The following is a 26,133-nucleotide window of genomic DNA, read 5'->3' as shown; positions in this document are numbered from 1 at the left end:
TATAAGATCCGAACATAACTTTGGTTATATGGTTAAAAAAGGAACCATCTGGCATGCTTTTCACGCTAAAAAAGATCGTCGGCGGTCTGCTGCTGCCGCTTCCTGCCCTGCTGTTGCTGATCGGTATCGGGATCGCCCTGTTATGGTTCAGCCGCTTTCAACGTACCGGGAAGCTGTGCGTGAGCCTCGGCTGGCTGCTGCTGGCGCTGCTGAGCCTGCAGCCCGTGGCAGACAGCCTGCTTAAACCGATAGAAGATCGCTATCCCACCTGGCGCGGCGAGCAGCCGGTGAGCTACGTGGTGGTGCTGGGCGGCGGCTATACCTGGAACCCGGAGTGGGCGCCAAGCTCTAACCTTATCAGCAACAGCCTGCCGCGCCTGACGGAGGGCATTCGCCTGTGGCAGGAGAATCCGGGATCGAAAATGATCTTTACCGGCGCGGCGGCAAAAACCAACCCCGTCAGCACGGCGGAGGCCGGGGCGAGAGTGGCGGAGAGCCTCGGCGTACCGCGCAGCGATATCATCGTGCTCGATAAGCCGAAAGATACGGAAGAGGAAGCGCTGGCGGTGAAGGGCGCCATCGGCGACGCCCCCTTCCTGCTGGTCACCTCGGCGTCACACCTTCCGCGGGCGATGATCTTCTTTCGCCATGCCGGTCTGGACCCGCTGCCCGCACCGGCTAATCAGATGGCGATCACGTCACCGCTCAATCCGTGGGAGCGGGTCATTCCTTCTCCGGTGTGGCTGATGCACAGCGACCGGGTCGGCTATGAAACGCTCGGTCGCGTTTGGCAATGGCTGAAAGGCAGCTCAGGCGAGCCAGGGCAGGAGTGATTTTGCGGCGAGGTCGAAACGGGCGCGGTCAAAGCGCCCGGTATTGACCAGACTATCCACCTCATCCCACAGCAGATAAAGCCAGCGCCGCCAGACAAAGGCCTCGGAAACCGGCGCCTGCTGCAGGTAGCGCCATAGCAGCTGCTCGGCCTGGCCCCCCTCCGCGAGACGGAACAGTTCGTACTCCCGCGGCGCCCACAGCATCATCCCCGGGCCGACCATCGCCAGCAGCTGGTCGCTGCGCGGATCTTTCAGCATACTGCGCAGGGTGAAATTGCCGTGCACCAGCACGGCATTATCATTGAAATCGCGGAACAGCTCCGGCAGACATTCGCGAGAGCGGAACAAAACCCGCTTATCCTGCATGGTCAGGCCGGTGTCCTGATACAGGTTCAGGGTGCTCCACAACATCGCCACCCGCTGCCGGTACCAGTTCGGCCACAGATTGTCCTGGGTATTATCGACCATCCCCACGCAGCCGCCGCTGTCCTGACGATGCCAGGCCAGCAGCGCCTCGACGATCTGCTCCTGCAGCTGCTCCCAGCGCGCCGGGGTGCGGGTGGGCGCCTCCACCGGGACGCCGCGCAGGCGCTCAAGCAGCAGCACGTCCGGCCCGGGATGCTCTTCGTGCGTCATCACGCCGTAGACCACCGGCATGCGCACCGTACCGCTGCGCGCCAGAGTGGAGATCTTCCAGGCCAGCTGCCGCGCCACCCCGGGCGTGGTGAAACTTCGCGCCAGTAGCGGCATCGGATTTCCCTGCGCGTCATACAGGGACCACAGCGCCGTAGCGGCTTTTTCACTGACACACTCCACCCGGCTCAGCTTTTCGCCAAGCAGGTGACTGAGTTCGGTTCGCAACTGTTCCATTGTCGATTACCCCTATGAACACTACTGATTTCATAATGAGCGCCCGCACCTGGGTTGTCATCGGATAAGATCAAAAATGGGCAAAAAAAGCATAAAACTGGTGGGGATATCCCCTCCTGCAAGGAGGGGGCAGAGGACTAGCGCAGTTCAGCGCGGACGCGCGCCAGATCTTCAGGGGTATCGACGCCGGTACCGGGCACTTCGGCCGCCACGGCGACGTGGATCTTCTCGCCATACCACAGCACCCGCAGCTGCTCGAGCATTTCAATCTGCTCCAGCGGGCTTGGCGCCCAGCTGACGTAGCGGCGAATAAAGCCGGCGCGATAGCCATAGATGCCGATGTGGCGCAGCAGAGAATCACCAATGGCGTCGCGGGAGTGGGCAAAGCGATCGCGATCCCAGGGAATGGTGGCGCGGGAGAAATAGAGCGCATAGCCCTGCGCATCCATCACTACTTTGACCGCATTTGGATTAAACGCCTCTTCCGCATCGTGGATCGGTACCGCCAGTGTCGCCATTCCGCTGGTGCTGGCAGCCAGATTCTCCGCCACCTGGCGGACGATAGCCGGGGGAATCATCGGCTCATCGCCCTGGATATTGACGATGATGGTGTCATCGCTGAACGCGCACTTCTCCACCACCTCCGCCAGCCGTTCGGTGCCGGACTGATGGTCGGCGCGGGTCATGCAGACCTCGCCGCCGGCGGCTTCAACCGCCCGGGCGACATCTTCGTGATCGGTGGCGACAATAATGCGTTCCGCGCCGGATTCGCGGGCGCGCTCCAGCACATGGACAATCATCGGCTTGCCGTTAATGTCCTGCAGTGGTTTTCCCGGCAGGCGCGTGGAGGCGAAACGCGCAGGAATAATGACCACGAAACTCATGAGTGACTCTCTTCTACCGCCAGCGGACGCGCTTCTGTCTCCAGCAGCACAGGGATGCCGTCGCGGAGCGGAAACGCCAGACTATCAAGTTTGCAAATAAGTTCTTGCTTATCCTGACTGTAATACAGCTTACCGTTACAGACCGGGCAGGCGATGATTTCAAGTAAACGGTGATCCATGTTTCCTCCTGATGGACCGGATAGATTTCTCAGCAGCATAACACAGGAAGGTCGGCGCCGGGATCAATCGGCATCGATTTCCCACCCCTGCGTCTGGCCGACAAACAGCCCTTCCGGCAGGCGTCGGCACAGGATCCGCTCTGCCGATTGCCAGCGTGCGAAATCGTTGATCGCCCGGCGCAGCCCCTGCTCCAGACCGCGGGTGATCTTCACCCCATCCTCCAGCCACAGGGCGAAGATCTCCAGTTCCCGGCTTTTGCGATGTATTTTACTGTCCATCCGCCCGACCAGTTTTCCCTGGTGCAGCAGAGGCAGTACGAAGTAGCCATACTGACGCTTCGGCGCAGGGGTATAGCACTCCAGGCGATAGCTGAAGTTGAACAGCTGCTCAGCGCGTTTCCGATCCCAGACCACCGGGTCGAAGGGCGAGAGCACGGCGCTATGGCTGGCGGTAAGTTTACCGCCGGGCGCGGACTCCAGCTGCGCCAGCGCATCGCGATGTAGCCACATCTCGCCAAGCGCTTCCACGTTGGCCTGGGTCACCAGACCCTCTTCCTGCCAGGCCGCCAGCAGACCCGGTAGCGCCGGCTGACGTAAACGATAGTAATCCGCCAGCCACTGGGGACGAAAGATGCCGAGGCTGCGGGCGCTGTTGCGCAGCATGATGGCCTCTGCGGCGTCGCGGGACAGCGCATCGCGCTCGTCGTCCCAGTGCGGCATCACCCGCCGGGTTAAATCATACACGCGGTGAAAGTTGCGCCGCTCCACCACCATCACTTCCCCGGCGGTAAACAGCCCTTCCAGGTGGCGCTTATGCGGTTTCCACTCCCACCAGCCGCTGGCGCCTTTGCGAGGGTGGGCAAAATCCGCCGAGCGAACCGGCCCGTTTTGGCCGATATGCGCCACCAGCTCTGCAATACTGCCGGCATGCTCCTCCATCCACGCGCGATGATATTTCCAGCCCATCTTGTCGGGGTTCAACATCCGGTGGCGTACAAGGGCGAAATCGCTGCGCGGCAGAAAACAGGCTTCATGCGCCCAGTATTCCATCAGCTCGCCGTTGCGCAGCGACTCATCCAGCCAGTGCTGCGGATAGCTGCCGAGACGGCTGAACAGCACCAGGTAGGGGCTGCGGGCCACCACGTTGATGGTATCGATTTGCAGCAGCGACATCTGCTGGACGGTGGAAAGGATGTCATTTGGGCGAGCGCGACGCCGGGGCTTTTTTAATAACCCCTGCGCCGCGAGATGGAGGTGGCGCGCCTCATTAAGCGATAGTTGCAATACCGACATGCAGGTTCTCCGTCAGGATTTCCAGCACAGCGGCGAGCAAAGCCGGCGCGTCGGTTAACGTTGCGCCAACGTCGCTAAGTCCGCAAGCAACCGCTGTGCGCGTTCATCGGCCATTATGGCGTCGACCGGTAAATACCACCAGTTCGCAGCGGCGAAATCGCGACATTTCACGGCGTCTTTTTCGGTCATCAGCAGCGTCTGCCCGGCGGTTACCAGGGCGGCGACATCGGCCTGGCTCAGCGCCTGATGGTCCGCCAGAGCCACGGTTTTGACCGGTTGGACGCCACAGCTTTCGAGGGTGGCGAAAAAGCGCGGCGGATGGCCGATGCCGGCCATTGCCACCACGTTAGTCAAGGTAGAGACATCGCGACGTTCGCCGGTGAGCAGGTTGACCGCCATCCCGGGACGCAGCTGCATCGGGATCTCTCCCGGACGCGCCACGCCGCCGTTGACGATAACCGCATCAACGCTTTGCAAGCGCGACGCCCGCTCGCGCATTGGCCCGGCAGGCAGCCACCAGCCGTTGCCAAAGCGGCGCACGCCGTCGATGACGACAATTTCCCGGTCCCGCGCCAGCTTATAGTGCTGCAAACCATCGTCGGTCACGATAATTTGCAGATCGTGCGCGCTGAGCAGCGATTTCACCGCGTCGCTGCGCAGTGGAGAGACAGCCACCGGCGCGCCGGTGCGCTGATGGATAAGCACCGGTTCATCGCCTGCCTGCGCCGTACTGGTCCGGTCAGTTAACACCAGCGGGTAGCGTTCGGCTTTACCGCCGTAGCCGCGGGAGACCACCCCAACGCGAATGCCGCGCTGTTGCAGCTGCTCCACCAGCCAGATCACCACCGGCGTTTTACCATTGCCGCCGGCGGTCAGGTTACCGACCACCACCACCGGCACCGGCGCGCGCCAGGCTTTTTTCCACCCCAGCTGATAACTGAGGCGAATCACCGCGCTCACCAGGCCATACAGCCAGGAGAGCGGCAGCAGCAGGCGCCACAGCGGCGATTCACCGGACCAGATGCGCGCGATCATTCGCCGAATTGCATCTTATGCAGCTGGGCGTATACGCCTTTATGCTCCAGCAGGTCGTGGTGCGTTCCGCGCTCCACAATCCGCCCGTCTTCAACCACCACGATCTCATCAGCCTGCTCAATGGTTGACAGACGGTGGGCGATAACCAGCGAGGTGCGGTTTTTCTGCAGCTCATCCAGCGCCGCCTGAATCGCACGTTCGGACTCGGTATCCAGCGCCGAGGTGGCTTCATCGAGGATCAGGATCGGGCTGTTACGCAGTAGCGCACGGGCGATAGCAATACGCTGGCGCTGGCCGCCGGACAGCATCACGCCATTTTCGCCGATGATGGTATCCAGGCCATTGTCCATCTTGTTGATGAAGTCCATGGCGTAGGCCATCCGCGCAGCCTCTTCAATTTGCTCGCGGCTGTACTCTTCGGTACGGGCATAGGCGATGTTATTAGCAACGGTATCATTGAACAGGTGCACGTTCTGTGAAACCAGCGCGACCTGGTCGCGCAGCGAGCTCAGCTTGTACTCGCGCAGGTCGTGGCCATCCAGCAGGATCTGCCCGTCGTCGACATCGTAGAAGCGTGTGATCAGGCTGGCGATGGTCGATTTACCCGACCCGGAGCGTCCCACCAGCGCCACGGTTTTCCCTTCCGGGATATCGAGATTGATATTGCGCAGCGCGGCCACTTCGCGACCCGGATAGGTAAAGGTGACGTTCTCGAACTTGAGATTGCCTTTCGCCCGCTCAATGACGCGCGTACCTTCGTCTTTTTCCTGCTCGGAATCGAGGATCGCAAACAGCGTCTGGCATGCCGCCATCCCGCGCTGGAACTGGGCATTGACGTTGGTCAGCGACTTCAGCGGACGCATCAGCGCAATCATGGAGGAGAAGACCACGGTAATGGTCCCGGCGGTCAGGGTGTCCATCACGCTCGGGAAGCTGGCGGCATACAGGACAAAGGCCAGCGCCAGGGAGGCGATAAGCTGAATGATCGGGTCGGAGATAGACGAGGCGGAAACCATCTTCATCCCCTGCAGGCGCATTTTATTGCTGACCTTATCAAAACGTTTGGTTTCCACTTCCTGGCCGCCAAACATCAGCACCTCTTTGTGCCCTTTCAGCATCTGCTCGGCGCTGGTGGTGACCTGCCCCATCGTGTTCTGCATATTCTTACTGATATTGCGAAAACGCTTGGAGACCACGCGGATTGCTACCGACACGATAGGCGCCAGTACGATCAGGATCAGCGACAGCTGCCAGCTGTAATAGAACATCATCACGAACAGGCCGATAATCGATGCCCCTTCGCGGACCACGGTGATCAGCGCGCTGGAAGAAGAGGAAGCGACCTGCTCGGAATCATAGGTGATACGTGACAGCAGCGTCCCGGTAGACTGCTTGTCAAAGAATGCCACCGGCATACCCATCATGTGGCCGAACAGGCGACGACGCATGGTCATCACCACTTTGCCGGAAACCCAGGAGATACAATAGCTCGAGATGTAGCTGGTGATCCCACGCAGCACCATCAGCCCGATAACCACCAGCGGCATCCATAGCAGCACTGAGCGATCCGTTTTACCAAAACCATCATCCAATAACGGTTTAAGAAGCGATAACATGAAGGTGTCACTGCCCGCGTTAAGCACTAACGCCACCGCCGCTACGATTAGCCCGGCTTTAAACGGTGCAATAATCGGCCAAAGTCGGCGGAAGGTCTGCCACGTGGAGAGATCTTTATCGTTCTGCATTCAATAAACCAGCTTGTGTTGAAATAGCCGCATATTCTACCCGTTATCGGCGGGCGCGCCAAACCACTGATGATACCAACGTGGTAAAACTTGATCCCGTAAGCTATGGATTTGCCACCCTTCTGCAGAAAAAACCACCGTTATCTGCCCCTGCTGCGGCGTGGCGAACCAGCGATACCCCCGCTGGCGATAACGCTGAACGACCTTGTGCGAGGGCATCCGCCACGCATTGTAGCGCGAAGCGGAAACCAGCGCGGCCGCGCCATCCACCCGCCGGATCAGCAGTTCGCTGGAGGAGGTGTTGCTGCCGTGATGGGGAACCTGAATAAGTGTAGACGCCAGATGCTGCCAGTAGCGGCTGATCATCGCCTCCTCCGCCTGACGTTCTATATCGCCGGTCAGCAGGATGCTGGAGCGACCGTCATCGATCCGCACCACGCAGGAGTGATTGTTTCCCTTTGCCGTGCTGCCCGGCAGCGGCCACAGCGCCTGGAAAGTGAGTCCCTGCCACTGCCAGCGCTCGCCGCGATGGCACGGCAGATGACGCGACCAGCCTAGCGGGCTGCGCACCCACGCCTGCGGCCATGCCTGCAGCACCGATTCGAGGCCGCCGCGATGGTCAAGATGCTCGTGGCTCAGCATAATCCCCTGCAGCTGCAGATGGCGCCAGCGCAGCCACGGGATAATCACCTGTCGACCGCTGTCGCCCTGCGGCCATGCCGGCCCGGTATCGTACAATAACGCCTTGCCGTAACGCTCGATCACCATCGCCAGCCCCTGCCCGACATCCAGCATCGTCACCTGCCATTGGTCCGCGGGCGGTTGCCGGCTGAATGGCCGCGTCAGCAAAAACAGCACGCTCAGACACAGCGCCGGCGAATGTCGCCAGCTCTGAAAACGCCAGCCCATCACCAGCAGCCACGGCAGGCTACTGATCCAGAGCCAGCGGGCATCCAACGTCAGCCAGCCGTCCGGTAAACGTCGTAACCCCCAGAACAATACCGCCAGCACGCGATCGGCTGCCAGCCAGATCAGCGACGCCACCATCTCCGGTCCAGTGAGATGCAGCAGCATTCCGGCGAGAATGAGCGGCACCGCCAGCAGGGTCACTAACGGTACCGCCAGCAAATTGGCGGCCATCGACGTCAGGCTTATGCCGTGAAAGAGCAGCAGTTGCAGCGGCATCAGCAGCAGCGTCACGCCAGCCTGCAAATGCGCGAGGGCGAACAGGGCTTTCCACGACCAGCGCCAGCGGCTGTCAGGCAGCGGTAACCACTGGTACCAGAATATCAGCCCCGCCACGGCGAAGGCGGATAGCCACAGGCTTTGCGACAACACCGCTAACGGATCGGCAACCAGTATCGCCCCCAAACAGCAGAGCCACACCTGCCACGCCGTCCAGCGTTGACCCGACAAACGTAAAGCACAGCAGACCGCAAGCCCTACGCAAGTGCGCAGGGCCGGCGGCTGCATACCGGTCAGCCAGGCATAGCCGACGGCGCCCGCCAGCCCTGCCAGCAGCGGTAGCCGCCAGCCGATCCAGCGCCCCGGTAAAAGTGACTGTAATCCGCGCAGCAGGAGCACGATCAGGGAAGCCGCGAGGGCAATATGCAAACCGGAGATAGCCATCAGGTGGGAGGTGCCTGTGTTCTGCATCAGGACTTTTATCTCCGCCGGCAGCGCCAGCCGCTCCCCCATTCCCAGCCCCAGCATCACCGGATGCCAGGGATAAGTCTGCAATCGCCGGGTCAGCGACGCCAGGTAGCGGGCGCGCAGACTGCAGCGGGTATCCAGCGCGGAAGCGGCGACGATCCCCCCGCTCAGCGGCCGATGCTGAGCCAGCGCATAGCGCTGGCTGTCGAAGCCCCCGTCATTGAGCTGCCCATGCACCGGCCGCAGGCGCAGCGTCATCATCCAGCGCTGCCCCTCGCAGACGGGCGCAGGTGCAAGTTCCCCGTATAAAGTCACGCCAACCGGAGGGAAGAGGAAGCGACCCGCCAGGCGCACAATCTGCCCGCGGTGCAGGGTCTGACCATCCGTCTCGTGGAGGATCACTTCCGCCTGACGGACGGCGCCGGTGAGGTGCTGCGTTGGCCACAGCGCCTGATACGCGCTTAAAACTCCCCAGACCATCAGCAGAAGCGTCATCGTCACAACGGCGACGACCGTCCCGCGCAGACGGGTCAGCAATATCGCCAGTACGCCGGCGACCGCCAGAATGCCCGGCCCCGGCAACGCGGGTAGCCAGAGTAGCGGCAGTATTGCGATGATGGCGCATCCGGCAAGCCATGGTAGACGCATAAACACCTCCCTGTGAGCGGGCAGTGTTACGCAAAGCGAGGCTGGCGTCCTGGGGCAGTATTCAGGCGCGCGTGCAGCGTTCCAGACAATCGTCACGCTTGCAGTCAGGCACTTTTGTTTTGCGAGGCGGGACGTAAATGGCGGGTACAAAAAAAGCACCCAAAGGTGCTTTTATCGTCAGGCAGGTTGCACGTCGTGCAACTCACCCTTCATAAATATTGGCGCGGTCACGTAATTCTTTCCCGGGCTTAAAGTGCGGAACGTACTTACCTTCCAGTTCGACTTTATCACCAGTTTTCGGGTTACGTCCGGTGCGAGGTGCTCGATAGTGCAGAGAGAAGCTGCCGAAACCGCGGATTTCAATGCGCTCACCTTGAGCAAGCGTTGAGGCCATATGTTCCAGCATTTCTTTAACAGCATCTTCCACCGCTTTCGCCGGAATGTGAGATTGCTGGCTGGCAAGTCTTTCAATCAATTCTGACTTGGTCATTATTCCTCCGGTTTCCTTCAAGGCAAAAATTAGCTAACAGCTTAAACAAGGGCGGCCGTAGCCGCCCTTTGTGCTTGATTACAGGACGAATCCTGCAATCTGTCAAGTAAACTCGTCACTATTCAGGTTGTTATTACCTGAATGACAAAGATTACTCGCCTTTCGCTGCTTTGAACGCTTCAGCCATGGCGTTGTTGGAGAAGTTCGCGTCTTCCTGCTTGTTCACGGTAGCGATAGCGTCTTTTTCTTCCGCTTCGTCTTTCGCACGTACAGACAGGCTCACTACGCGGTTCTTACGATCCACGCCAGTGAATTTCGCTTCAACTTCGTCGCCAACGCTCAGAACCAGAGTTGCGTCTTCAACGCGGTCACGGGATGCTTCAGAAGCACGCAGGTAACCTTCTACGCCGTCAGCCAGTTCTACGGTTGCGCCTTTAGCGTCAACTGCAGTCACTTTACCAACAACGATAGCGCCTTTCTTGTTCAGAGCAACGTAGTTGTTGAACGGATCTTCCGCCAGCTGTTTAACGCCCAGGGAGATACGCTCACGCTCTGCGTCAACCTGCAGAACAACTGCTGCGATTTCGTCGCCTTTTTTGTATTCACGAACTGCTTCTTCGCCTGCAACGTTCCAGGAGATGTCAGACAGGTGAACCAGGCCGTCGATGCCGCCGTCCAGGCCGATGAAGATACCGAAGTCAGTGATAGACTTGATTTTACCTTCAACACGGTCGCCCTTGTTGTGGGTTTCCGCGAACTGCTGCCATGGGTTAGATTTGCACTGCTTCAGACCCAGGGAGATACGACGACGCTCTTCGTCGATATCCAGAACCATTACTTCCACTACGTCGCCAACGTTAACAACTTTGGACGGGTGGATGTTTTTGTTGGTCCAATCCATTTCGGAAACGTGAACCAGGCCTTCAACGCCTTCTTCGATTTCAACGAAGCAGCCGTAGTCGGTCAGGTTGGTCACGCGACCGGTCAGTTTGGTACCTTCCGGATAACGTTTAGCGATAGCTACCCACGGATCTTCGCCCAGCTGTTTCAGGCCCAGGGATACACGGGTACGCTCGCGGTCGAACTTCAGCACTTTAACAGTGATTTCGTCGCCAACGTTTACGATTTCGCTCGGATGCTTAACGCGTTTCCAGGCCATATCGGTGATGTGCAGCAGGCCGTCAACGCCGCCCAGATCAACGAATGCACCGTAGTCAGTGAGGTTCTTAACGATACCTTTGACTTCCATGCCTTCCTGCAGGTTTTCCAGCAGCTGATCGCGCTCTGCGCTGTTTTCGGATTCGATAACGGCACGACGAGAAACAACAACGTTGTTACGCTTCTGGTCCAGCTTGATGACTTTGAACTCAAGCTCTTTGCCTTCCAGGTGCAGCGTGTCGCGCACCGGACGAACGTCTACCAGGGAACCCGGCAGGAACGCACGAATACCGTTCAGCTCAACAGTGAAGCCACCTTTAACTTTGCCGTTGATAACACCGGTAACAGTTTCAGCGTCTTCGTAAGCTTTTTCCAGCGTGATCCAAGCTTCGTGACGTTTAGCTTTCTCACGGGACAGCAGAGTTTCACCGAAGCCGTCTTCTACTGCATCCAGAGCAACGTCAACTTCGTCACCAACCTGGATTTCCAGCTCGCCCTGGGCGTTTTTGAACTGCTCAGCCGGGATGGCGGACTCAGATTTCAGACCGGCGTCAACCAGTACTACGTCTTTGTCGATAGCAACAACAACACCACGAACGATGGAACCCGGGCGGGTTTCGATTTCTTTTAAGGATTCTTCAAACAGTTGAGCAAAAGATTCAGTCATGTTTAATCTTCAGGTTAATATTAACGTCCACCTGGCTCCGTGCCGGATGGGGTTGTTTCACATACCCGCTGACCATCCATTGCCGCGGGGTACTGCTATAATTCGGAGGCTTCGGCGCGTGACCGGTTAAGGCTTACGCAACGGCCAATTTTTCGCGCGCATATTGTAGCGCTTTTTCAATCACTTGCTCAATGTTTAGTTCGGTTGAATCGAGAACTAATGCATCGGCAGCCGGGACAAGCGGCGCCACGGCGCGATTTCTATCGCGATCGTCACGCTCTTTTATCTCGGACAAAAGACGTTCAAAGTTAACATCAAAGCCCTTTTCCTGCAACTGCCGCATGCGGCGATGCGCCCGCTCATCGGCCGAGGCATCGAGGAAAATTTTCACCGGCGCGTCCGGGAAAACCACCGTGCCCATATCGCGCCCGTCGGCAATCAGCCCCGGCAGTTCACGAAAGGCGCGCTGGCGACGCAGCAGCGCTTCGCGAACGCGAGGGAAAGCCGCCACTTTCGAGGCGGCGTTCGCGACCTCCTGGGTGCGAATTTCGCCGCTAACATCTTCCCCTTCCAGCACCACTTCGAGGTTGCCGTCAGTAGAAATAAAGCGCACGTCAAGATGGGCAGCCAGGGGCACCAGCGCCTCTTCGGACTCCACGTCAACATGATGATGCAGCGCCGCCAGCGCCAGAACGCGGTAGATCGCGCCTGAATCTAACAGATGCCAGCCCAGCGCTTCCGCCATTGCCTTGCATAACGTACCTTTACCCGCACCGCCAGGCCCATCAATGGTGATTACCGGAACTGTTGCCGTCATCTTTTTCTCCTTCAGCAAGGCGCATAAATATCTAAACGCCGCGCATTATACGCATCTCTTCGGCGGAAAGTGAGTCTTGCTTTTAAATTACAGATAACTGGAAATCTCATGCGGAAGAATTGAGCAATTATAGCGGGCTGATAGAGCATCAGCCCGGAAGATGAGGCAGTTTTACTTTTTATCTGCAGCGATACGGTCGCGGATATGCTGCGCGCGTTCAGCTGAAGGCGGGTGTGAATCGAACAGAGATTTACTGTGGCCGGCGTCAAGGCTGGCCAGTTTGTCGAAGCTGCCCACCAGCCCCTGAGTGCTGATGTTGCGTTTTTTCAGCAGATCGTAAGAGAAATCATCAGCATCCGACTCCTGCGAGCGGGAGAACGCAGAGTTGATCATTCCCTCAGCGATATCGCCCAACTGAGATTTAGACAAGTTTGCAGCCGCTTCGCTGGTCGCTGAAATTGCATCGCGTGCGGCAATAGTCGCATACGCGGTTTGCATCGCTTTGCGCGAGTGTCCGAGCGCTACGTGACCCAGCTCATGGCCCAGAACCGCTTCAACTTCATTATCGGTCATCATGTCCATCAGGCCGCTATAGACGCGGACGCAGCCGTTGGCCATTGCCCAGGCGTTGACGTCGGATGTCATATAAACCTTATAGGTTACCGGCGTGCCGTTGATATTATTTCCTAACGCTTTGGCAATTTTGTTCAGACGTTTGGTGTACTTACTTGATGCACTAGCCAGTTTATTTTCACTATCCATTTGCTTACAGGCATCGTCGGAAAGCGTTTTGACTTCAGAGTCAGAAAGCGTCGCCGCTTTGTAAGCCGTCATTCCTGAATTGACGAGGGCGTTGGTGTCCATCCCCTGCATATTTTTACAACCTGCCAACAACGTGGCGGAAACGGCCAAAGCCAGCATTACTTTTGTATTTCTCATATCAATCATCCATTGATTAGCATAATAAATGCTTATAAATCCTATATTTACAAGCAAGCAAGGCTAGCATTTAGTTTCGTATCCGACAAGCAGAGATAAAAAAAACGCCGACCTGAAGGTCGGCGTTGTTACCTTAAATTCGCGTCATTCAGGCCGGCGTACTGATCCGCGCCAGTTGCTCAAAATAGTCGGGGAAAGTTTTCGCCGTACACTTCGGATCAAGGATGGTCACCGGCGTATCAGACAGCGCCACCAGCGAGAAGCACATCGCCATCCGGTGGTCGTTATAGGTGCCGATTTCAGCATACTTCAGCGTCGCCGGCGGGGTGATGCGAATATAATCTTCACCCTCTTCCACCTCGGCGCCCACTTTACGTAACTCGGTCGCCATGGCGAACAGACGGTCCGTCTCCTTGACCCGCCAGTTGTAGATATTGCGCAGCGTGGTGGTTCCTTGCGCGAACAGCGCGGCGGTGGCGATGGTCATCGCGGCGTCCGGGATATGGTTCATATCCATATCGATAGCCTTGAGCTCGCCACGGGTACAGGCGATGAAATCGTCGCCCCAGGTGACGGTGGCGCCCATTTTTTCCAGTACGTCGGCGAAACGAATATCGCCCTGTACGCTGCCGCGGCCGATACCGGTGACTTTCACCGTGCCGCCCTTAATGGCGCCAGCGGCAAGGAAATACGAGGCCGATGAAGCATCCCCTTCCACCAGGTAATCCCCCGGCGACTGATACTGTTGCTTGCCGCGCACCACAAAGCGCTGATAAGACTGGTTGTCCACCTCAACCCCGAAGGTTTTCATCAGGTGCAGCGTAATGTCGATATAGGGTTTTGACACCAGATCGCCCTTAATGGCGATCACGGTATCCTGCGGCGCCAGCGGCGCGGTCATCAGCAGCGCGGTCAGGAACTGGCTGGAGACGCTGCCGTCAACTTCAACGTTGCCCCCCTGGAACCCTCCGCGCAGGCGCAGCGGCGGATAATTTTCCTGCTCCAGATAGTCGATCTGAGCGCCGCCCTGACGCAGGGCATCCACCAGATGGCCGATCGGGCGCTCTTTCATTCGCGGCTCGCCGGTCAGCACGATATCGTTGCTGCCAAGGCACAGGGCTGCCGCCAGCGGGCGCATCGCGGTACCGGCGTTGCCGAGGAACAGCTCCAGTGCCGCTGCGGCATGCAGCGGGCCGCCGTTGCCGGTCACTTCACAGCGGGTACGGTCAGCAGACAGGGTGTATTGAACCCCCAGCGCACTCAGGGCATTCAGCATATGGCGCACATCGTCGCTGTCCAGCAGGTTGGTCAGCACCGTCGTGCCGCGGGCCAGGGCGGCCAGCAGCAGCGCGCGGTTGGAGACGCTTTTCGAACCTGGCAGGTTCACGGTGCCCTCTACGCGTGCGATGGGTTGTAACGTCAGGGAATCCATCAAACTTCACTCTCAAACAAACAGAATAAAAACCCCGCAGACAGGCCGCGGGGAGGAAGAAAGAAACGGGCGATTAACCGTGACGGCGTTCGAAGTCCAGCATAAAGTCGGTTAACGCCTTCACGCCGTCCAGCGGCATCGCGTTGTAGATGGAGGCACGCATGCCGCCCACCACCCGGTGGCCCTTAAGCGCGTGCAGCCCGGCGGCAAACGACTCTTCAAGGAACAGTTTATCCAGCGCGCTGTCCGCCAGCTGGAACGGCACGTTCATACGGGAGCGGTTGGCTTGCGCCACATCGTTACGATAGAAGCCGCTGTTATCGATCACGCCATACAGCAGTTCGGCTTTCTGCTGGTTGATCTTGTCCATCGCGGCAACGCCGCCCTGCTGTTTCAGCCACTTAAACACCAGACCGGCCAGATACCAGGCGAACGTCGGCGGCGTGTTAAACATCGAGTCATTCTCGCTTAACACGGTGTAGTCGAGGATTGACGGGCAGGCCACGCTGGCTTTACCCAGCAGATCTTCACGTACGATGACCAGCGTCAACCCTGCCGGGCCGATATTCTTCTGCGCGCCGGCATAGATCACGCCGAAGCGGTTGACGTCAATTTCGCGGGACAGAATGGTGGAGGAGAAATCGGCGGTCACGATGACGTCGTCGCCGAAGTTCGGCGTATCATCAATCGCGATACCGTCAATGGTTTCGTTCGGGCAGTAGTGCAGATACGCCGCGCCCGGCGTCAGCTGCCACTCGCTCATTGGCTTGACCGCGCGCTTGCCGTCGACGGTGATTTTCGCGTCGATGACGTTAGGCGTGCAGTATTTCTTCGCCTCTTTGACCGCGCTGGCGGCCCAGTAGCCAGCGTCCACATAGTCAGCGACGTTTTTATCGCCGAGGATGTTCAGCGGGATCCCGGCGAACTGGCCGCGGCCGCCGCCATGACAGAACAACACTTTATAGTTGGAAGGGATATTCAGCAGAGAACGGAAGTCCTGTTCTGCCTCTTCTGCCACCTGGATGAACTCCTTACCACGGTGACTGATTTCCATGACCGACGTACCCAGACCGTGCCAGTCGCACAGTTCCTGCTGAGCCAGTTTGAGTACTTCCGCCGGCAGCATTGCCGGGCCCGAACTGAAGTTATAGACCTGAGCCATTTCCCCTCACCACGTTGCTATGTTGTTTTGCCCGCGAACCGCCGCGGGCATAAGTTATTCCTGTGGCTATCGGTTTTATCATTCAGTGACACGGTCCGCAATGGCTAAAACTCGCCGACGGCAAAACGCGGCAGCCGTCACACAACAGAATCTATCGGCTTGACGTAATAAAACCGACATATTTGCTGTCAGGTGAGCCGTTTCGCCCGGCTGGCCTTCGACCATTCTGCATTTGCGCAGCGGGAACATATTCGCTTTTCTCCCGCCTGCATCGCCATCACGATGCTGCAGCGTACGCAGGCGTAGATCCCCTCCTGAGGAATAGTGGTATAGCGCGTGGTGCAGTGCGTCGGGAGAATCGACAACCCGGCCCTCACTTCGTCATCGGGATAATAAAACACGCTGATCTGGCCATTGGTTTCAAGGATCGCCAGCCGCACCTGGCCGAGCTGCTCGACGCTGTTGACCCGTAGCTCCATAAAAAATTCGAATTCGGTCATATTTTCCGCATGCAGTTTCTCCCATGCCAGTTGCCCCTCCTCCACCACCACGATAGGCTTGCCCTCCAGCAGATCCTCCAGCTTTTCACTATGCCCCATCAGCCACATGATGCCGCGATAAAGCAGCGCCAGCGTAACGAAGACCACCAGCACCGGCAACAGCGGGACATCGTCATAAAACGCCACGTCCCCCGCCGCCGAGCCGAGGGTCAGAATAATCAGCACCTCAAACAGCGACATCTGCCGCACGCCGCGCCGTCCGGTAATTTTGAGGAAAATAAAGACCAGAACGAAGGTGTAGAGGCTGCGCAACGCCACCTCGCCGAGAAATTCCACCGGCACTTTATCGAGCGCCATCCTCTGCCAGTCAAAGGCTTTCATTATCATCTCCCTGAGCATTAAAAGATGTCTCTAAGCATAGCCAGATGATGGAGATAGCACCTGTCAGATAAAAGCCGTATCATTGCGCGCTTTCCGTACGACAAAAGTGATCGCCATGACCCAAACGTTTATTCCCGGCAAAGATGCCGCCCTGGAAGATTCCATCGCTCGCTTCCAGCAAAAATTGCTCGACCTCGGATTTGATATCGAAGAGGCCTCGTGGCTGAACCCGGTGCCGCACGTGTGGTCCGTTCACATTCGCGATAAGGAATGCGCGCTGTGCTTTACCAATGGTAAAGGCGCCACCAAAAAGGCAGCCCTCGCCTCCGCGCTGGGCGAATATTTCGAGCGCCTGTCCACCAACTATTTTTTCGCTGACTTCTGGTTAGGCGACACTATCGCTAACGGCCCGTTCGTTCACTACCCGAACGAAAAGTGGTTCCCGCTGACCGAAAACGACGACGTCCCGGAAGGTCTGCTGGATGCCCGCCTGCTCGCGTTCTACGATCCGGACGATCAGCTGACGGCCAGCATGCTGGTGGATCTGCAATCCGGTAACGATGAGCGAGGGGTGTGCGGCCTGCCCTTTACCCGCCAGTCCGACGGCGAAACGGTCTATATTCCTATGAATATCGTCGGCAACCTGTATGTCTCCAACGGCATGTCCGCTGGCAACACCCGTAATGAAGCTCGCGTGCAGGGCCTGTCCGAAGTCTTTGAGCGCCATATCAAAAACCGCATCATCGCCGAAAGCATCAGCCTGCCGGAGATCCCGGCGGAGGTCATGGCGCGCTATCCGGGCGTCGTAGAGTCGATCGCCAAACTGGAAGCCGAAGGTTTCCCGATCTTTGCCTATGATGGCTCGCTGGGCGGCAAGTATCCGGTTATCTGCGTCGTGCTGTTTAACCCGGCAAACGGCACCTGCTTCGCCTCTTTCGGCGCCCATCCGGACTTCGGCGTGGCGCTGGAACGTACGGTCACCGAACTGCTGCAGGGCCGCAGCCTGAAAGATCTCGACGTCTTCACGCCGCCGACCTTCGACGACGAAGAAGTCGCCGAGCATGCTAACCTCGAAACCCACTTTATCGACTCCAGCGGCCTGATTTCCTGGGATATGTTCAAGCAGGATGCCGACTATCCGTTCGTTGACTGGAGCTTCTCCGGCACCACAGAAGAAGAGTTCGCCACCCTGATGGCCATCTTCAAGGCCGAAGATAAAGAAGTGTATATCGCCGACTACGAGCACCTGGGCGTTTACGCCTGCCGTATCATCGTCCCGGGGATGTCGGATATTTACCCGGCGGAAGATCTGTGGCTGGCGAACAACAGCATGGGCGCTCATCTGCGCGACACCATTCTGTCCCTGCCGGGCAGCGAGTGGGAAAAAGAAGATTACCTGGCGCTGATCGAGCAGATGGACGATGAAGGCCTGGATGATTTCACCCGCGTTCGCGAACTGCTGGGCCTCGCCACCGGCAAAGACAACGGCTGGTATACCCTGCGCGTCGGCGAGTTGAAAGCCATGCTGGCCCTGGCCGGCGGCGATCTGGAGCAGGCGCTGATCTGGACCGAGTGGACCATGGAGTTCAACGCTTCGGTCTTCAGCGCGGAACGCGCTAACTACTATCGCTGCCTGCAGACCCTGCTGCTGCTGAGCCAGGAAGAGGAGCGTCAGCCGCTGCAATACCTGAACGCCTTTATCCGTATGTACGGCGCCGAAGCGGTCGAAGCCGCCAGCGCGGCGCTGAGCGGGGAAGCGCCGTTCTATGGCCTTCAGGCTGTCGACAGCGATCTGCAGGCCTTCCCGGCCCATCAGTCGCTACTGAAGGCTTATGAAAAACTGCAGCGAGCGAAGGCGGCGTTCTGGGCAAAATAAGCCCTAAGCGCGCCATCGTGGTGACCAGCAACGGAGCCCAATGCGGCTCCGTTGATTTCACCTGACGAGGCGGCCACTATAGTTTGTAGTTGCAAAGTTAATTAATAGTAAATAATGCGCTTATAAGATTTACCATTCGTTAATTTTAAATAAAATACTCCATATTAATTAACTCAAAAAATGGCGTGAAAACGAAAAAATTCAACATAACTTATAAATTTTAAAATTTATTTTCTTCATAATATTCAATCATTTAATCACTAAAAACACAAAAACCACACACTAAAAAGGCATATAGTTCCGGTGAGATATGATCTATATCAATTTCCCTTCTATAATGCTTTGTTAGTATCTCACCGCCAACTTATATAAAGAGAGAGTTAGTGTGAAAGCTGACAACCCTTTTGATCTTTTGCTCCCTGCCGCGATGGCGAAAGTCGCCGAAGAAGCAGGTGTCTATAAAGCAACGAAGCATCCGATGAAGACCTTTTATCTGGCGATCACCGCTGGCGTTTTCATCTCCATCGCTTTCGTATTCTATATCACCGCGACCACCGGCACTGCCGCGATGCCTTATGGGATTGCCAAGCTTATCGGTGGGGTCTGTTTTTCCCTGGGTCTGATTCTGTGCATTATCTGCGGCGCTGACCTCTTTACCTCTACGGTATTGATCGTGGTGGCGAAAGCCAGCGGTCGAATTACCTGGGGGCAACTGGCAAAAAACTGGCTCAACGTCTATTTTGGTAACCTGGTGGGCGCACTGCTGTTTGTGCTGCTGATGTGGTTATCAGGCGAATATATGACTGCCAACGGCGGTTGGGGGCTCAATGTCCTGCAGACCGCTGACCACAAAATGCACCATACTTTTGTGGAGGCCGTGAGCCTGGGTATCCTCGCTAACCTGATGGTTTGTCTCGCCGTATGGATGAGCTATTCCGGTCGTAGCCTGATGGATAAAGCGATGATCATGGTCCTGCCGGTAGCGATGTTCGTTGCCAGCGGCTTTGAGCACAGCATCGCCAACATGTTTATGATCCCGATGGGTATCGTAATCCGCAACTTTGCAAGCCCGGAATTCTGGACCGCAATCGGTTCGACTCCGGAAAGTTTCTCTCACTTGACCGTTATGAACTTCATCACTGATAACCTGATTCCGGTAACTATCGGGAACATTATCGGCGGGGGTCTGCTGGTCGGGTTGACATACTGGGTCATTTACCTGCGTGGCAACGACCATCACTAAGGGTTGTTTCAGGCAGTAAATAAAAAATCCACTTAAGAAGGTAGGTGTTACATGTCCGAGCTTAATGAAAAGTTAGCCACAGCCTGGGAAGGTTTTGCGAAAGGTGACTGGCAGAATGAAGTCAACGTCCGTGACTTTATTCAAAAAAACTACACCCCATATGAAGGCGACGAATCCTTCCTGGCTGGCGCGACTGAAGCGACCACCAAGCTGTGGGACAGCGTAATGGAAGGTGTAAAACAGGAAAACCGCACTCACGCGCCTGTTGATTTTGACACTGCCCTGGCTTCCACCATCACCTCTCACGACGCAGGCTATATCGAGAAAGGTCTGGAAAAAATCGTTGGTCTGCAGACCGAAGCGCCGCTGAAACGTGCGATCATCCCGTTCGGTGGTATTAAAATGGTTGAAGGTTCCTGCAAAGCGTACAATCGCGAGCTGGACCCGATGCTGAAAAAAATCTTCACTGAGTACCGTAAAACTCACAACCAGGGCGTTTTCGACGTCTATACTCCGGACATCCTGCGCTGCCGTAAATCCGGCGTGCTGACCGGTCTGCCGGATGCTTACGGCCGTGGTCGTATCATCGGTGACTACCGTCGCGTTGCGCTGTACGGTATCGACTTCCTGATGAAAGACAAATTCGCCCAGTTCAACTCTCTGCAAGCGAAACTGGAAAGCGGCGAAGATCTGGAAGCGACCATCCGTCTGCGTGAAGAAATCGCTGAACAGCACCGCGCGCTGGGCCAGATCAAAGAGATGGCGGCTAAATATGGCTACGACATCTCCGGTCCGGCGACCACCGCTCAGGAAGCTATCCAGTGGACCTACTTCGGTTACCTGGCTGCCGTTAAATCTCAGAACGGCGCGGCAATGTCCTTCGGTCGTACCTCCAGCTTCCTGGATATCTACATCGAACGTGACCTGCAGGCGGGTAAAATCACCGAGCAAGACGCGCAGGAAATGGTTGACCACCTGGTCATGAAACTGCGTATGGTTCGCTTCCTGCGTACCCCGGAATACGATGAACTGTTCTCCGGTGACCCGATTTGGGCAACAGAATCCATCGGCGGTATGGGCGTTGACGGCCGTACTCTGGTGACCAAAAACAGCTTCCGCTTCCTGAACACCCTGTACACCATGGGGCCGTCTCCGGAGCCGAACATCACTATCCTGTGGTCTGAAAAACTGCCGCTGAGCTTCAAGAAATTCGCTGCTAAAGTGTCCATCGATACCTCTTCTCTGCAGTATGAGAACGATGACCTGATGCGTCCGGACTTCAACAACGACGACTACGCTATCGCATGCTGCGTAAGCCCGATGGTTGTTGGTAAGCAAATGCAGTTCTTCGGTGCTCGCGCCAACCTCGCAAAAACCATGCTGTACGCTATCAACGGCGGCGTGGATGAAAAACTGAAAATGCAGGTGGGTCCGAAATCTGAACCGATCAAAGGCGACGTTCTGAACTTCGACGAAGTGATGGAACGCATGGATCACTTCATGGACTGGCTGGCTAAACAGTACGTCACTGCGCTGAACATCATCCACTACATGCACGACAAGTACAGCTACGAAGCCTCTCTGATGGCGCTGCACGACCGTGACGTTATCCGCACCATGGCGTGTGGTATCGCGGGTCTGTCCGTTGCTGCTGACTCCCTGTCTGCAATCAAATATGCGAAAGTTAAACCGATTCGTGACGAAGACGGTCTGGCTGTCGACTTCGAAATCGAAGGCGAATACCCGCAGTTTGGTAACAACGATGCTCGCGTCGATGACATGGCCGTTGACCTGGTTGAACGTTTCATGAAGAAAATTCAGAAACTGCACACCTACCGCAACGCGATCCCGACTCAGTCTGTTCTGACCATTACCTCTAACGTGGTATATGGTAAGAAAACCGGTAACACCCCAGACGGTCGTCGCGCTGGCGCGCCGTTCGGACCAGGTGCTAACCCGATGCACGGCCGTGACCAGAAAGGTGCTGTTGCCTCTCTGACCTCCGTAGCGAAACTGCCGTTTGCTTACGCGAAAGATGGTATCTCTTACACCTTCTCTATCGTACCGAACGCGCTGGGTAAAGATGACGAAGTTCGTAAGACCAACCTGGCGGGTCTGATGGATGGTTACTTCCACCACGAAGCGTCCATCGAAGGTGGTCAGCACCTGAACGTGAACGTGATGAACCGCGAAATGCTGCTCGACGCGATGGAAAACCCGGAAAAATATCCGCAGTTGACCATCCGCGTATCTGGCTACGCTGTACGTTTTAACTCCCTGACTAAAGAACAGCAGCAGGACGTTATTACCCGTACCTTCACTCAGACCATGTAATTCCCTGGCTGACTGAAAAAGCGTACAATAAAGGCCCCACATCAGTGGGGCCTTTTTAACAAGCAATCCCCGCCCTAGCCTGCTTTGCCAGTTATCTATACTTTGGGTATCTGTCAAAACAGACTCGACACAGCCGCTGAGCTGTGCACCAACACGGCCCCGGATGGGCCACATCTGGAGAAAACACCGCAATGTCAGTTATTGGTCGCATTCACTCCTTTGAATCCTGTGGCACCGTTGATGGCCCGGGCATCCGCTTTATTACCTTTTTCCAGGGCTGCCTGATGCGCTGCCTGTATTGCCATAACCGTGATACCTGGGATACCCACGGCGGCAAAGAAATCACCGTTGAAGAGTTAATGAAAGAGGTGGTGACCTATCGTCACTTTATGAATGCTTCCGGCGGCGGCGTCACCGCATCGGGCGGCGAAGCGATCCTGCAGGCGGAGTTTGTTCGCGACTGGTTCCGCGCCTGTAAGAAGGAAGGTATTCATACCTGTCTCGATACCAATGGCTTTGTTCGTCGCTACGATCCCGTTATCGACGAACTGCTGGAGGTAACAGACCTGGTGATGCTGGATCTCAAGCAGATGAACGATGAGATTCACCAGAACCTGGTCGGCGTCTCTAACCATCGTACACTGGAATTCGCCCAGTATCTGGCGAAGAAGAATATCAATGTCTGGATCCGCTACGTGGTGGTTCCGGGCTGGTCAGACGATGATGATTCCGCGCACCGCCTGGGCGAATTTACCCGCGATATGGGCAATGTCGAAAAAATCGAGCTACTGCCCTACCATGAGCTGGGCAAACACAAATGGGTAGCGATGGGCGAAGAGTACAAGCTGGACGGCGTCCATCCGCCGAAGAAAGAGACCATGGAGCGAGTCAAAGGCATCCTTGAGCAATATGGGCACAAAGTGATGTACTAATCCCGCCCGGGCCGGTGATGCGCTTATGCCGGCCTGCAACGGCGTGGGAAGCTGTTACCGTCCAGCCCGTTGCATTCTTATGCAAACCGGCTCTACTGCAGTAAGCACAGGCTATTAAAACGGATGACGCGCAGCATGCGCTGCGCGCTACAGGGTCAGGCGTGCGCCACCGGCGTTGGATGATGCCCGGCTTTGCGCAGCAGGGTCAGCAGATAGATAAACGACACGCTGGCGATCATAATAAACAGCAGGTTATCCGAGAAGTTCTGCATCAGCATCGCCGTCAGCGTCGGGCCCAGCAGGCTGCCGATGGTATAGCTCATCAACAGCGCCTGGTTCATTGCCACCAGCTGATGGTGCTCCACTTTTTCACAGGCCCAGGCCATCGCCACCGGATAGAGGGTAAAGCCCGAAGCGCCCAACACAAACAGCGCCGGCGCCATCGCCGCCTGGCTGAGCATCGCCATACATCCCAGAATCACCACAAACACCTGCACCCGCAGCACCAGCAGGCGACCGTAGCGGTCTGCCAGGCGCCCTACCGGCCACTGGCCGAGGATCCCGGCGCTAACCATCACCGCCATCCAGAAGCCAATGCCGGCGTCGCTGACGCCCTGATGGTTCAGCCACAGCGGCATCAGACCATACAGCGAGCCGAGGACAATCCCTGAGATAATGCAGCCATTGACCCCGTGGCGCGCCTGGCGCAGCTTCAGCATCGGCCAGATACGTACCGTTTCATGTGGCTCTTCGGCCTGCCCCATGATGCGGGTAAACAGCAGCGGTAGGATCGCCGCCAGCGCCAGACCCGTCACCCACGGCAGGACGCTCATTAAATCGGTGGGGAGTTTACTGACCATCAGCTGGCCCAGTACGGTACCGACGTAATAGACCATCATGTACGCCGCCAGCAGACGACCGCGGCTGCGTGAAGTGCCGCTGCAGACCAGCGCGCTTTCCACCACCACCCAAATCATCGCGCAGCCTACGCCGGCGATAAAACGCCAGCTCAGCCACGTCCAGAAACCCACGGTGATCCCCAGCCCTACGCAGCCGACGGCGAATATTAACGACGCGAGATAATAGCTGCGGTTAAACCCCAGGCGCTTGATCACCCAGCCGGCAAGCAACGTACCGGCCAGGTTGCCGGTAAAATAGGATGACCCCACCATGCCGACCTGCCAGGTTGGCATATTTTCATGGGCGAGCCAGAGCGGGACGAGCGTATTCAGCACCGCTATCGCCAGGGTCAGTAAAAGCAGGCCACAGAGCAGCATTTGCACTGGCCGGGTGTAGATGGTCATGGGTAAAAACCGTGAGGAATGTTCAGATCGCGAGCGCATCATGCCACCGCTAAAAACATTGTCAATCCACCTGAAATCAGGCCTGACGCGGTTTTGCCGGGCACGATAGAAGTTTTTTATCCACAGAAGGGATAAAGATGAGGCAACAGATAATACGCTGTTGTTTTTCTTAATTTATTAATAAATGTCGACGTTGATTTCAGTTGAAAAATTTCATCTATCGACAGCACGTTTTCATCATGCCGGCACGCCTGCGCCGGCATGATGACGCTGATTAACTGGCGATAGCCATCCCGACGGTCATATGCAGACCATAGAATACGCCGCGGCCAATCATCTCTCCCGCCAGCACCAGAACAAACGCCAGGCCGAGCAGCGAGACCGCCGGCTTGCGACCGCGGATCTGCGGCACGCACCAGCAGGCCAGGGCCAGCGCCAGCAGCACCACGCGCCAGGCCATAAGCAGCCCATAATCCGGCACCAGGGCGGAGGCCTGCTGAATTGAGCTGCGGATAGTGGCGAGTTCACTCCCCTGCATCAGGACCACCACGATACTCACCAGCAGCGCCAGTAAAGTGACCACCGGCAGCAGGCGCAGCGCCCAACCGTCGACGCCTGCGACGCGCAGCAGCAGGTAGCCCAGCAGCGGGCCGCCGATAAACAGCGTCAGGAAGAAGCTCAGCGGCGTCCAGACGGTATACCAGGTCGGCACCGTGTCGATGGTGTTATAGACCCGCACCATCATCCAGACGAAGATCACCCCAAGCGCCATGGTCGCGACCAGCCACAGGCTACGCAGTCCGGCAGGCAGCTTTTTACACACGGCCAGCAGCCAGCCAATCCCGCCGACGGCGAAGAAGATCGCCCCGCTGGCTATCTCATTACTCAGCGATGAGGCCCCTACGCGATTGAGCGAGTTAAAGGCCCGCAGCGGCGAACCGAGGTGCATTGTCGAGGCGATAAACCCGATCCCCATCAATACCCACAGGCCGAACATGCTACCCACCACGCGCTGCTCCTGCTCACGGGAAAGCTTGCCCGTCATGAGCGCCAGCGCCAGGACGATGAAGCCGCCCGCGACGCACTGGCCGAAGACCGTAAAGATCATCAGCGGCCATTCATGCCATCCGTTTCCCATCTTACACCTCCTTCGGGTTTGCCAGGTAACCGGTGGTATCGCCACACGGCCGGGCATTGGCGTTAGGTTTGATCACGATGCTCGGCCGGGTAAAGTGCGCCGAAGGCAACGGCGCCACCGCCGCCAGCTGGCCGTGCTTAGCGCGCAGTTCGGCAATCGGCCCGAAATCCAGCGCCCGCAGCGGACAGGACTCGACGCAGATCGGCTTTTTCCCGTCGGCGACGCGCTCGTGGCAGCCGTCACACTTGGTCATATGGCCTTTGTCGGCGTTATATTGCGGCGCGCCGTAAGGACAAGCCATATGGCAGTAACGGCAGCCAATGCACACCTCTTCGTTGACCACCACAAAACCGTCTTCGCGCTTGTGCATCGCTCCGCTCGGACAGACCTTGGTGCAGGCCGGATCTTCGCAGTGGTTACAGGCGATGGAGAGGTAATAGGCGAACACGTTCTGATTCCAGACGCAGTTATCCTCCTGCCAGTCGCCGCCGGCATATTCATAAATGCGGCGGAAGCTGACCTCCGGGGTCAGATTTTTGTAGTCCTTACAGGCCAGTTCGCAGGTCTTGCAACCGGTGCAACGGGCGGAATCAATAAAAAATCCATACTGAGTTGTCATC

General features: G+C 57.2%; 22 protein-coding genes. 5 read left to right on the top strand and 17 right to left on the bottom strand.

The genetic code is table 11. From position 1 onward, the window contains the following. The first annotated feature begins 53 nt into the window (after positions 1–53). Positions 54–833, top strand: a complete 780-nt coding sequence (gene elyC, locus ACOI7Z_RS02435; RefSeq protein WP_032455272.1) for an envelope biogenesis factor ElyC — start codon at positions 54–56, stop codon at positions 831–833. Here elyC and ACOI7Z_RS02430 read toward each other — a convergent pair. The 14 genes from ACOI7Z_RS02430 to ACOI7Z_RS02365 all read right to left on the bottom strand — a co-directional run bounded on the left by ACOI7Z_RS02430 (position 810) and on the right by ACOI7Z_RS02365 (position 16,686). Next, positions 810–1,703, bottom strand: a complete 894-nt coding sequence (locus tag ACOI7Z_RS02430) for a YcbJ family phosphotransferase (RefSeq protein WP_004201393.1) — start codon at positions 1,701–1,703, stop codon at positions 810–812. The genes elyC and ACOI7Z_RS02430 overlap by 24 nt on opposite strands. Before the next feature lie 137 nt (positions 1,704–1,840). Continuing rightward, the gene (kdsB, locus tag ACOI7Z_RS02425) at positions 1,841–2,587 is read right to left on the bottom strand and encodes a 3-deoxy-manno-octulosonate cytidylyltransferase (protein WP_023289025.1); all 747 of its coding nucleotides are present in this window, start codon (positions 2,585–2,587) and stop codon (positions 1,841–1,843) included. Further along, the gene (gene ycaR, locus ACOI7Z_RS02420; RefSeq protein ID WP_004201390.1) at positions 2,584–2,766 is read right to left on the bottom strand and encodes a protein YcaR; all 183 of its coding nucleotides are present in this window, start codon (positions 2,764–2,766) and stop codon (positions 2,584–2,586) included. The genes kdsB and ycaR overlap by 4 nt, the downstream gene beginning before the upstream one ends. 63 nt (positions 2,767–2,829) lie before the next feature. After that, positions 2,830–4,059: a winged helix-turn-helix domain-containing protein gene (locus ACOI7Z_RS02415; protein ID WP_087849037.1), complete on the bottom strand. Its 1,230-nt coding sequence runs from the start codon at positions 4,057–4,059 to the stop codon at positions 2,830–2,832. 54 nt (positions 4,060–4,113) lie between these two features. Continuing rightward, positions 4,114–5,094, bottom strand: a complete 981-nt coding sequence (gene lpxK, locus ACOI7Z_RS02410) for a tetraacyldisaccharide 4'-kinase (RefSeq protein WP_048297160.1) — start codon at positions 5,092–5,094, stop codon at positions 4,114–4,116. Continuing rightward, the gene (gene msbA, locus ACOI7Z_RS02405) at positions 5,091–6,839 is read right to left on the bottom strand and encodes a lipid A ABC transporter ATP-binding protein/permease MsbA (RefSeq protein WP_004201387.1); all 1,749 of its coding nucleotides are present in this window, start codon (positions 6,837–6,839) and stop codon (positions 5,091–5,093) included. Before msbA ends, lpxK begins: the two co-directional genes overlap by 4 nt. 36 nt (positions 6,840–6,875) lie before the next feature. Further along, the gene (locus ACOI7Z_RS02400) at positions 6,876–9,140 is read right to left on the bottom strand and encodes a ComEC family protein (protein WP_087849038.1); all 2,265 of its coding nucleotides are present in this window, start codon (positions 9,138–9,140) and stop codon (positions 6,876–6,878) included. Positions 9,141–9,342: 202 nt separating this feature from the next. Continuing rightward, on the bottom strand, positions 9,343–9,630 hold the full coding sequence (gene ihfB / locus ACOI7Z_RS02395) for an integration host factor subunit beta (protein ID WP_002898165.1): 288 nt from the start codon (positions 9,628–9,630) through the stop codon (positions 9,343–9,345). Positions 9,631–9,781: 151 nt separating this feature from the next. Next, on the bottom strand, positions 9,782–11,455 hold the full coding sequence (gene rpsA / locus ACOI7Z_RS02390; protein WP_002898162.1) for a 30S ribosomal protein S1: 1,674 nt from the start codon (positions 11,453–11,455) through the stop codon (positions 9,782–9,784). A 133-nt stretch (positions 11,456–11,588) separates the two neighbouring features. Further along, positions 11,589–12,272 carry a (d)CMP kinase gene (gene cmk / locus ACOI7Z_RS02385; protein ID WP_023289021.1) on the bottom strand — a complete coding sequence of 228 codons (684 nt, stop codon included), beginning with the start codon at positions 12,270–12,272 and terminating at the stop codon, positions 11,589–11,591. 171 nt (positions 12,273–12,443) lie between these two features. Further along, complete coding sequence (locus ACOI7Z_RS02380) at positions 12,444–13,211, bottom strand: M48 family metallopeptidase (RefSeq protein ID WP_023289020.1); 768 nt, start codon at positions 13,209–13,211, stop codon at positions 12,444–12,446. Positions 13,212–13,359: 148 nt separating this feature from the next. Beyond that, the gene (aroA, locus tag ACOI7Z_RS02375) at positions 13,360–14,643 is read right to left on the bottom strand and encodes a 3-phosphoshikimate 1-carboxyvinyltransferase (protein WP_044521915.1); all 1,284 of its coding nucleotides are present in this window, start codon (positions 14,641–14,643) and stop codon (positions 13,360–13,362) included. 73 nt (positions 14,644–14,716) lie between these two features. Next, positions 14,717–15,805 carry a 3-phosphoserine/phosphohydroxythreonine transaminase gene (serC, locus tag ACOI7Z_RS02370; RefSeq protein WP_023289018.1) on the bottom strand — a complete coding sequence of 363 codons (1,089 nt, stop codon included), beginning with the start codon at positions 15,803–15,805 and terminating at the stop codon, positions 14,717–14,719. Positions 15,806–15,993: 188 nt separating this feature from the next. Next, positions 15,994–16,686 (bottom strand): DUF421 domain-containing protein, encoded by a 693-nt coding sequence (locus tag ACOI7Z_RS02365; RefSeq protein ID WP_023289017.1) that lies wholly within the window; start codon positions 16,684–16,686, stop codon positions 15,994–15,996. A gap of 115 nt (positions 16,687–16,801) precedes the next feature. Between ACOI7Z_RS02365 and ycaO the strand changes: the two genes are divergently transcribed. The 4 genes from ycaO (at position 16,802) to pflA (ending at position 23,071) form a co-directional block, all read left to right on the top strand. Beyond that, complete coding sequence (ycaO, locus tag ACOI7Z_RS02360; protein WP_044521954.1) at positions 16,802–18,562, top strand: 30S ribosomal protein S12 methylthiotransferase accessory factor YcaO; 1,761 nt, start codon at positions 16,802–16,804, stop codon at positions 18,560–18,562. 385 nt (positions 18,563–18,947) lie between these two features. Then, entirely contained in the window at positions 18,948–19,805 is an 858-nt protein-coding gene (gene focA / locus ACOI7Z_RS02355; RefSeq protein WP_023289015.1) for a formate transporter FocA, read from the top strand. Between the two features lie 51 nt (positions 19,806–19,856). Continuing rightward, positions 19,857–22,139, top strand: coding sequence for a formate C-acetyltransferase (pflB, locus tag ACOI7Z_RS02350; RefSeq protein WP_023289014.1), 2,283 nt, complete (start codon positions 19,857–19,859; stop codon positions 22,137–22,139). 191 nt (positions 22,140–22,330) lie between these two features. Next, positions 22,331–23,071, top strand: a complete 741-nt coding sequence (gene pflA / locus ACOI7Z_RS02345; protein WP_002898145.1) for a pyruvate formate lyase 1-activating protein — start codon at positions 22,331–22,333, stop codon at positions 23,069–23,071. Between the two features lie 155 nt (positions 23,072–23,226). Here pflA and ACOI7Z_RS02340 read toward each other — a convergent pair whose 3' ends face one another. The 3 genes from ACOI7Z_RS02340 to ACOI7Z_RS02330 form a co-directional block, all read right to left on the bottom strand. After that, positions 23,227–24,375: an MFS transporter gene (locus ACOI7Z_RS02340; RefSeq protein WP_008805851.1), complete on the bottom strand. Its 1,149-nt coding sequence runs from the start codon at positions 24,373–24,375 to the stop codon at positions 23,227–23,229. Between the two features lie 274 nt (positions 24,376–24,649). Continuing rightward, positions 24,650–25,513, bottom strand: coding sequence for a dimethyl sulfoxide reductase anchor subunit family protein (locus ACOI7Z_RS02335; protein WP_023289013.1), 864 nt, complete (start codon positions 25,511–25,513; stop codon positions 24,650–24,652). 1 nt (position 25,514) lies between these two features. Continuing rightward, positions 25,515–26,132, bottom strand: a complete 618-nt coding sequence (locus ACOI7Z_RS02330) for a DMSO/selenate family reductase complex B subunit (RefSeq protein WP_087849039.1) — start codon at positions 26,130–26,132, stop codon at positions 25,515–25,517. Position 26,133 lies beyond the last annotated feature (1 nt).

It is taken from the genome of Klebsiella sp. C283 (genome assembly GCF_048822555.1).
GTDB lineage: Bacteria > Pseudomonadota > Gammaproteobacteria > Enterobacterales > Enterobacteriaceae > Klebsiella > Klebsiella quasipneumoniae.
This window is presented reverse-complemented; position numbering and strand designations above follow the sequence as displayed.

Coding starts and splice junctions, on each gene's coding strand:
- rpsA (WP_002898162.1), bottom strand. CDS start 11,455: ATGACTGAATCTTTTGCTCAACTGTTTGAAGAATCCTTAAAAGAAATC.
- aroA (WP_044521915.1), bottom strand. CDS start 14,643: ATGGATTCCCTGACGTTACAACCCATCGCACGCGTAGAGGGCACCGTG.
- ihfB (WP_002898165.1), bottom strand. CDS start 9,630: ATGACCAAGTCAGAATTGATTGAAAGACTTGCCAGCCAGCAATCTCAC.
- msbA (WP_004201387.1), bottom strand. CDS start 6,839: ATGCAGAACGATAAAGATCTCTCCACGTGGCAGACCTTCCGCCGACTT.
- ACOI7Z_RS02415 (WP_087849037.1), bottom strand. CDS start 4,059: ATGTCGGTATTGCAACTATCGCTTAATGAGGCGCGCCACCTCCATCTC.
- ACOI7Z_RS02430 (WP_004201393.1), bottom strand. CDS start 1,703: ATGGAACAGTTGCGAACCGAACTCAGTCACCTGCTTGGCGAAAAGCTG.
- pflA (WP_002898145.1), top strand. CDS start 22,331: ATGTCAGTTATTGGTCGCATTCACTCCTTTGAATCCTGTGGCACCGTT.
- ACOI7Z_RS02365 (WP_023289017.1), bottom strand. CDS start 16,686: ATGAAAGCCTTTGACTGGCAGAGGATGGCGCTCGATAAAGTGCCGGTG.
- cmk (WP_023289021.1), bottom strand. CDS start 12,272: ATGACGGCAACAGTTCCGGTAATCACCATTGATGGGCCTGGCGGTGCG.
- ACOI7Z_RS02335 (WP_023289013.1), bottom strand. CDS start 25,513: ATGGGAAACGGATGGCATGAATGGCCGCTGATGATCTTTACGGTCTTC.
- kdsB (WP_023289025.1), bottom strand. CDS start 2,587: ATGAGTTTCGTGGTCATTATTCCTGCGCGTTTCGCCTCCACGCGCCTG.
- lpxK (WP_048297160.1), bottom strand. CDS start 5,094: ATGATCGCGCGCATCTGGTCCGGTGAATCGCCGCTGTGGCGCCTGCTG.
- pflB (WP_023289014.1), top strand. CDS start 19,857: ATGTCCGAGCTTAATGAAAAGTTAGCCACAGCCTGGGAAGGTTTTGCG.
- ACOI7Z_RS02400 (WP_087849038.1), bottom strand. CDS start 9,140: ATGCGTCTACCATGGCTTGCCGGATGCGCCATCATCGCAATACTGCCG.
- ycaR (WP_004201390.1), bottom strand. CDS start 2,766: ATGGATCACCGTTTACTTGAAATCATCGCCTGCCCGGTCTGTAACGGT.
- elyC (WP_032455272.1), top strand. CDS start 54: ATGCTTTTCACGCTAAAAAAGATCGTCGGCGGTCTGCTGCTGCCGCTT.
- ACOI7Z_RS02340 (WP_008805851.1), bottom strand. CDS start 24,375: ATGACCATCTACACCCGGCCAGTGCAAATGCTGCTCTGTGGCCTGCTT.
- ACOI7Z_RS02380 (WP_023289020.1), bottom strand. CDS start 13,211: ATGAGAAATACAAAAGTAATGCTGGCTTTGGCCGTTTCCGCCACGTTG.
- serC (WP_023289018.1), bottom strand. CDS start 15,805: ATGGCTCAGGTCTATAACTTCAGTTCGGGCCCGGCAATGCTGCCGGCG.
- ACOI7Z_RS02330 (WP_087849039.1), bottom strand. CDS start 26,132: ATGACAACTCAGTATGGATTTTTTATTGATTCCGCCCGTTGCACCGGT.
- ycaO (WP_044521954.1), top strand. CDS start 16,802: ATGACCCAAACGTTTATTCCCGGCAAAGATGCCGCCCTGGAAGATTCC.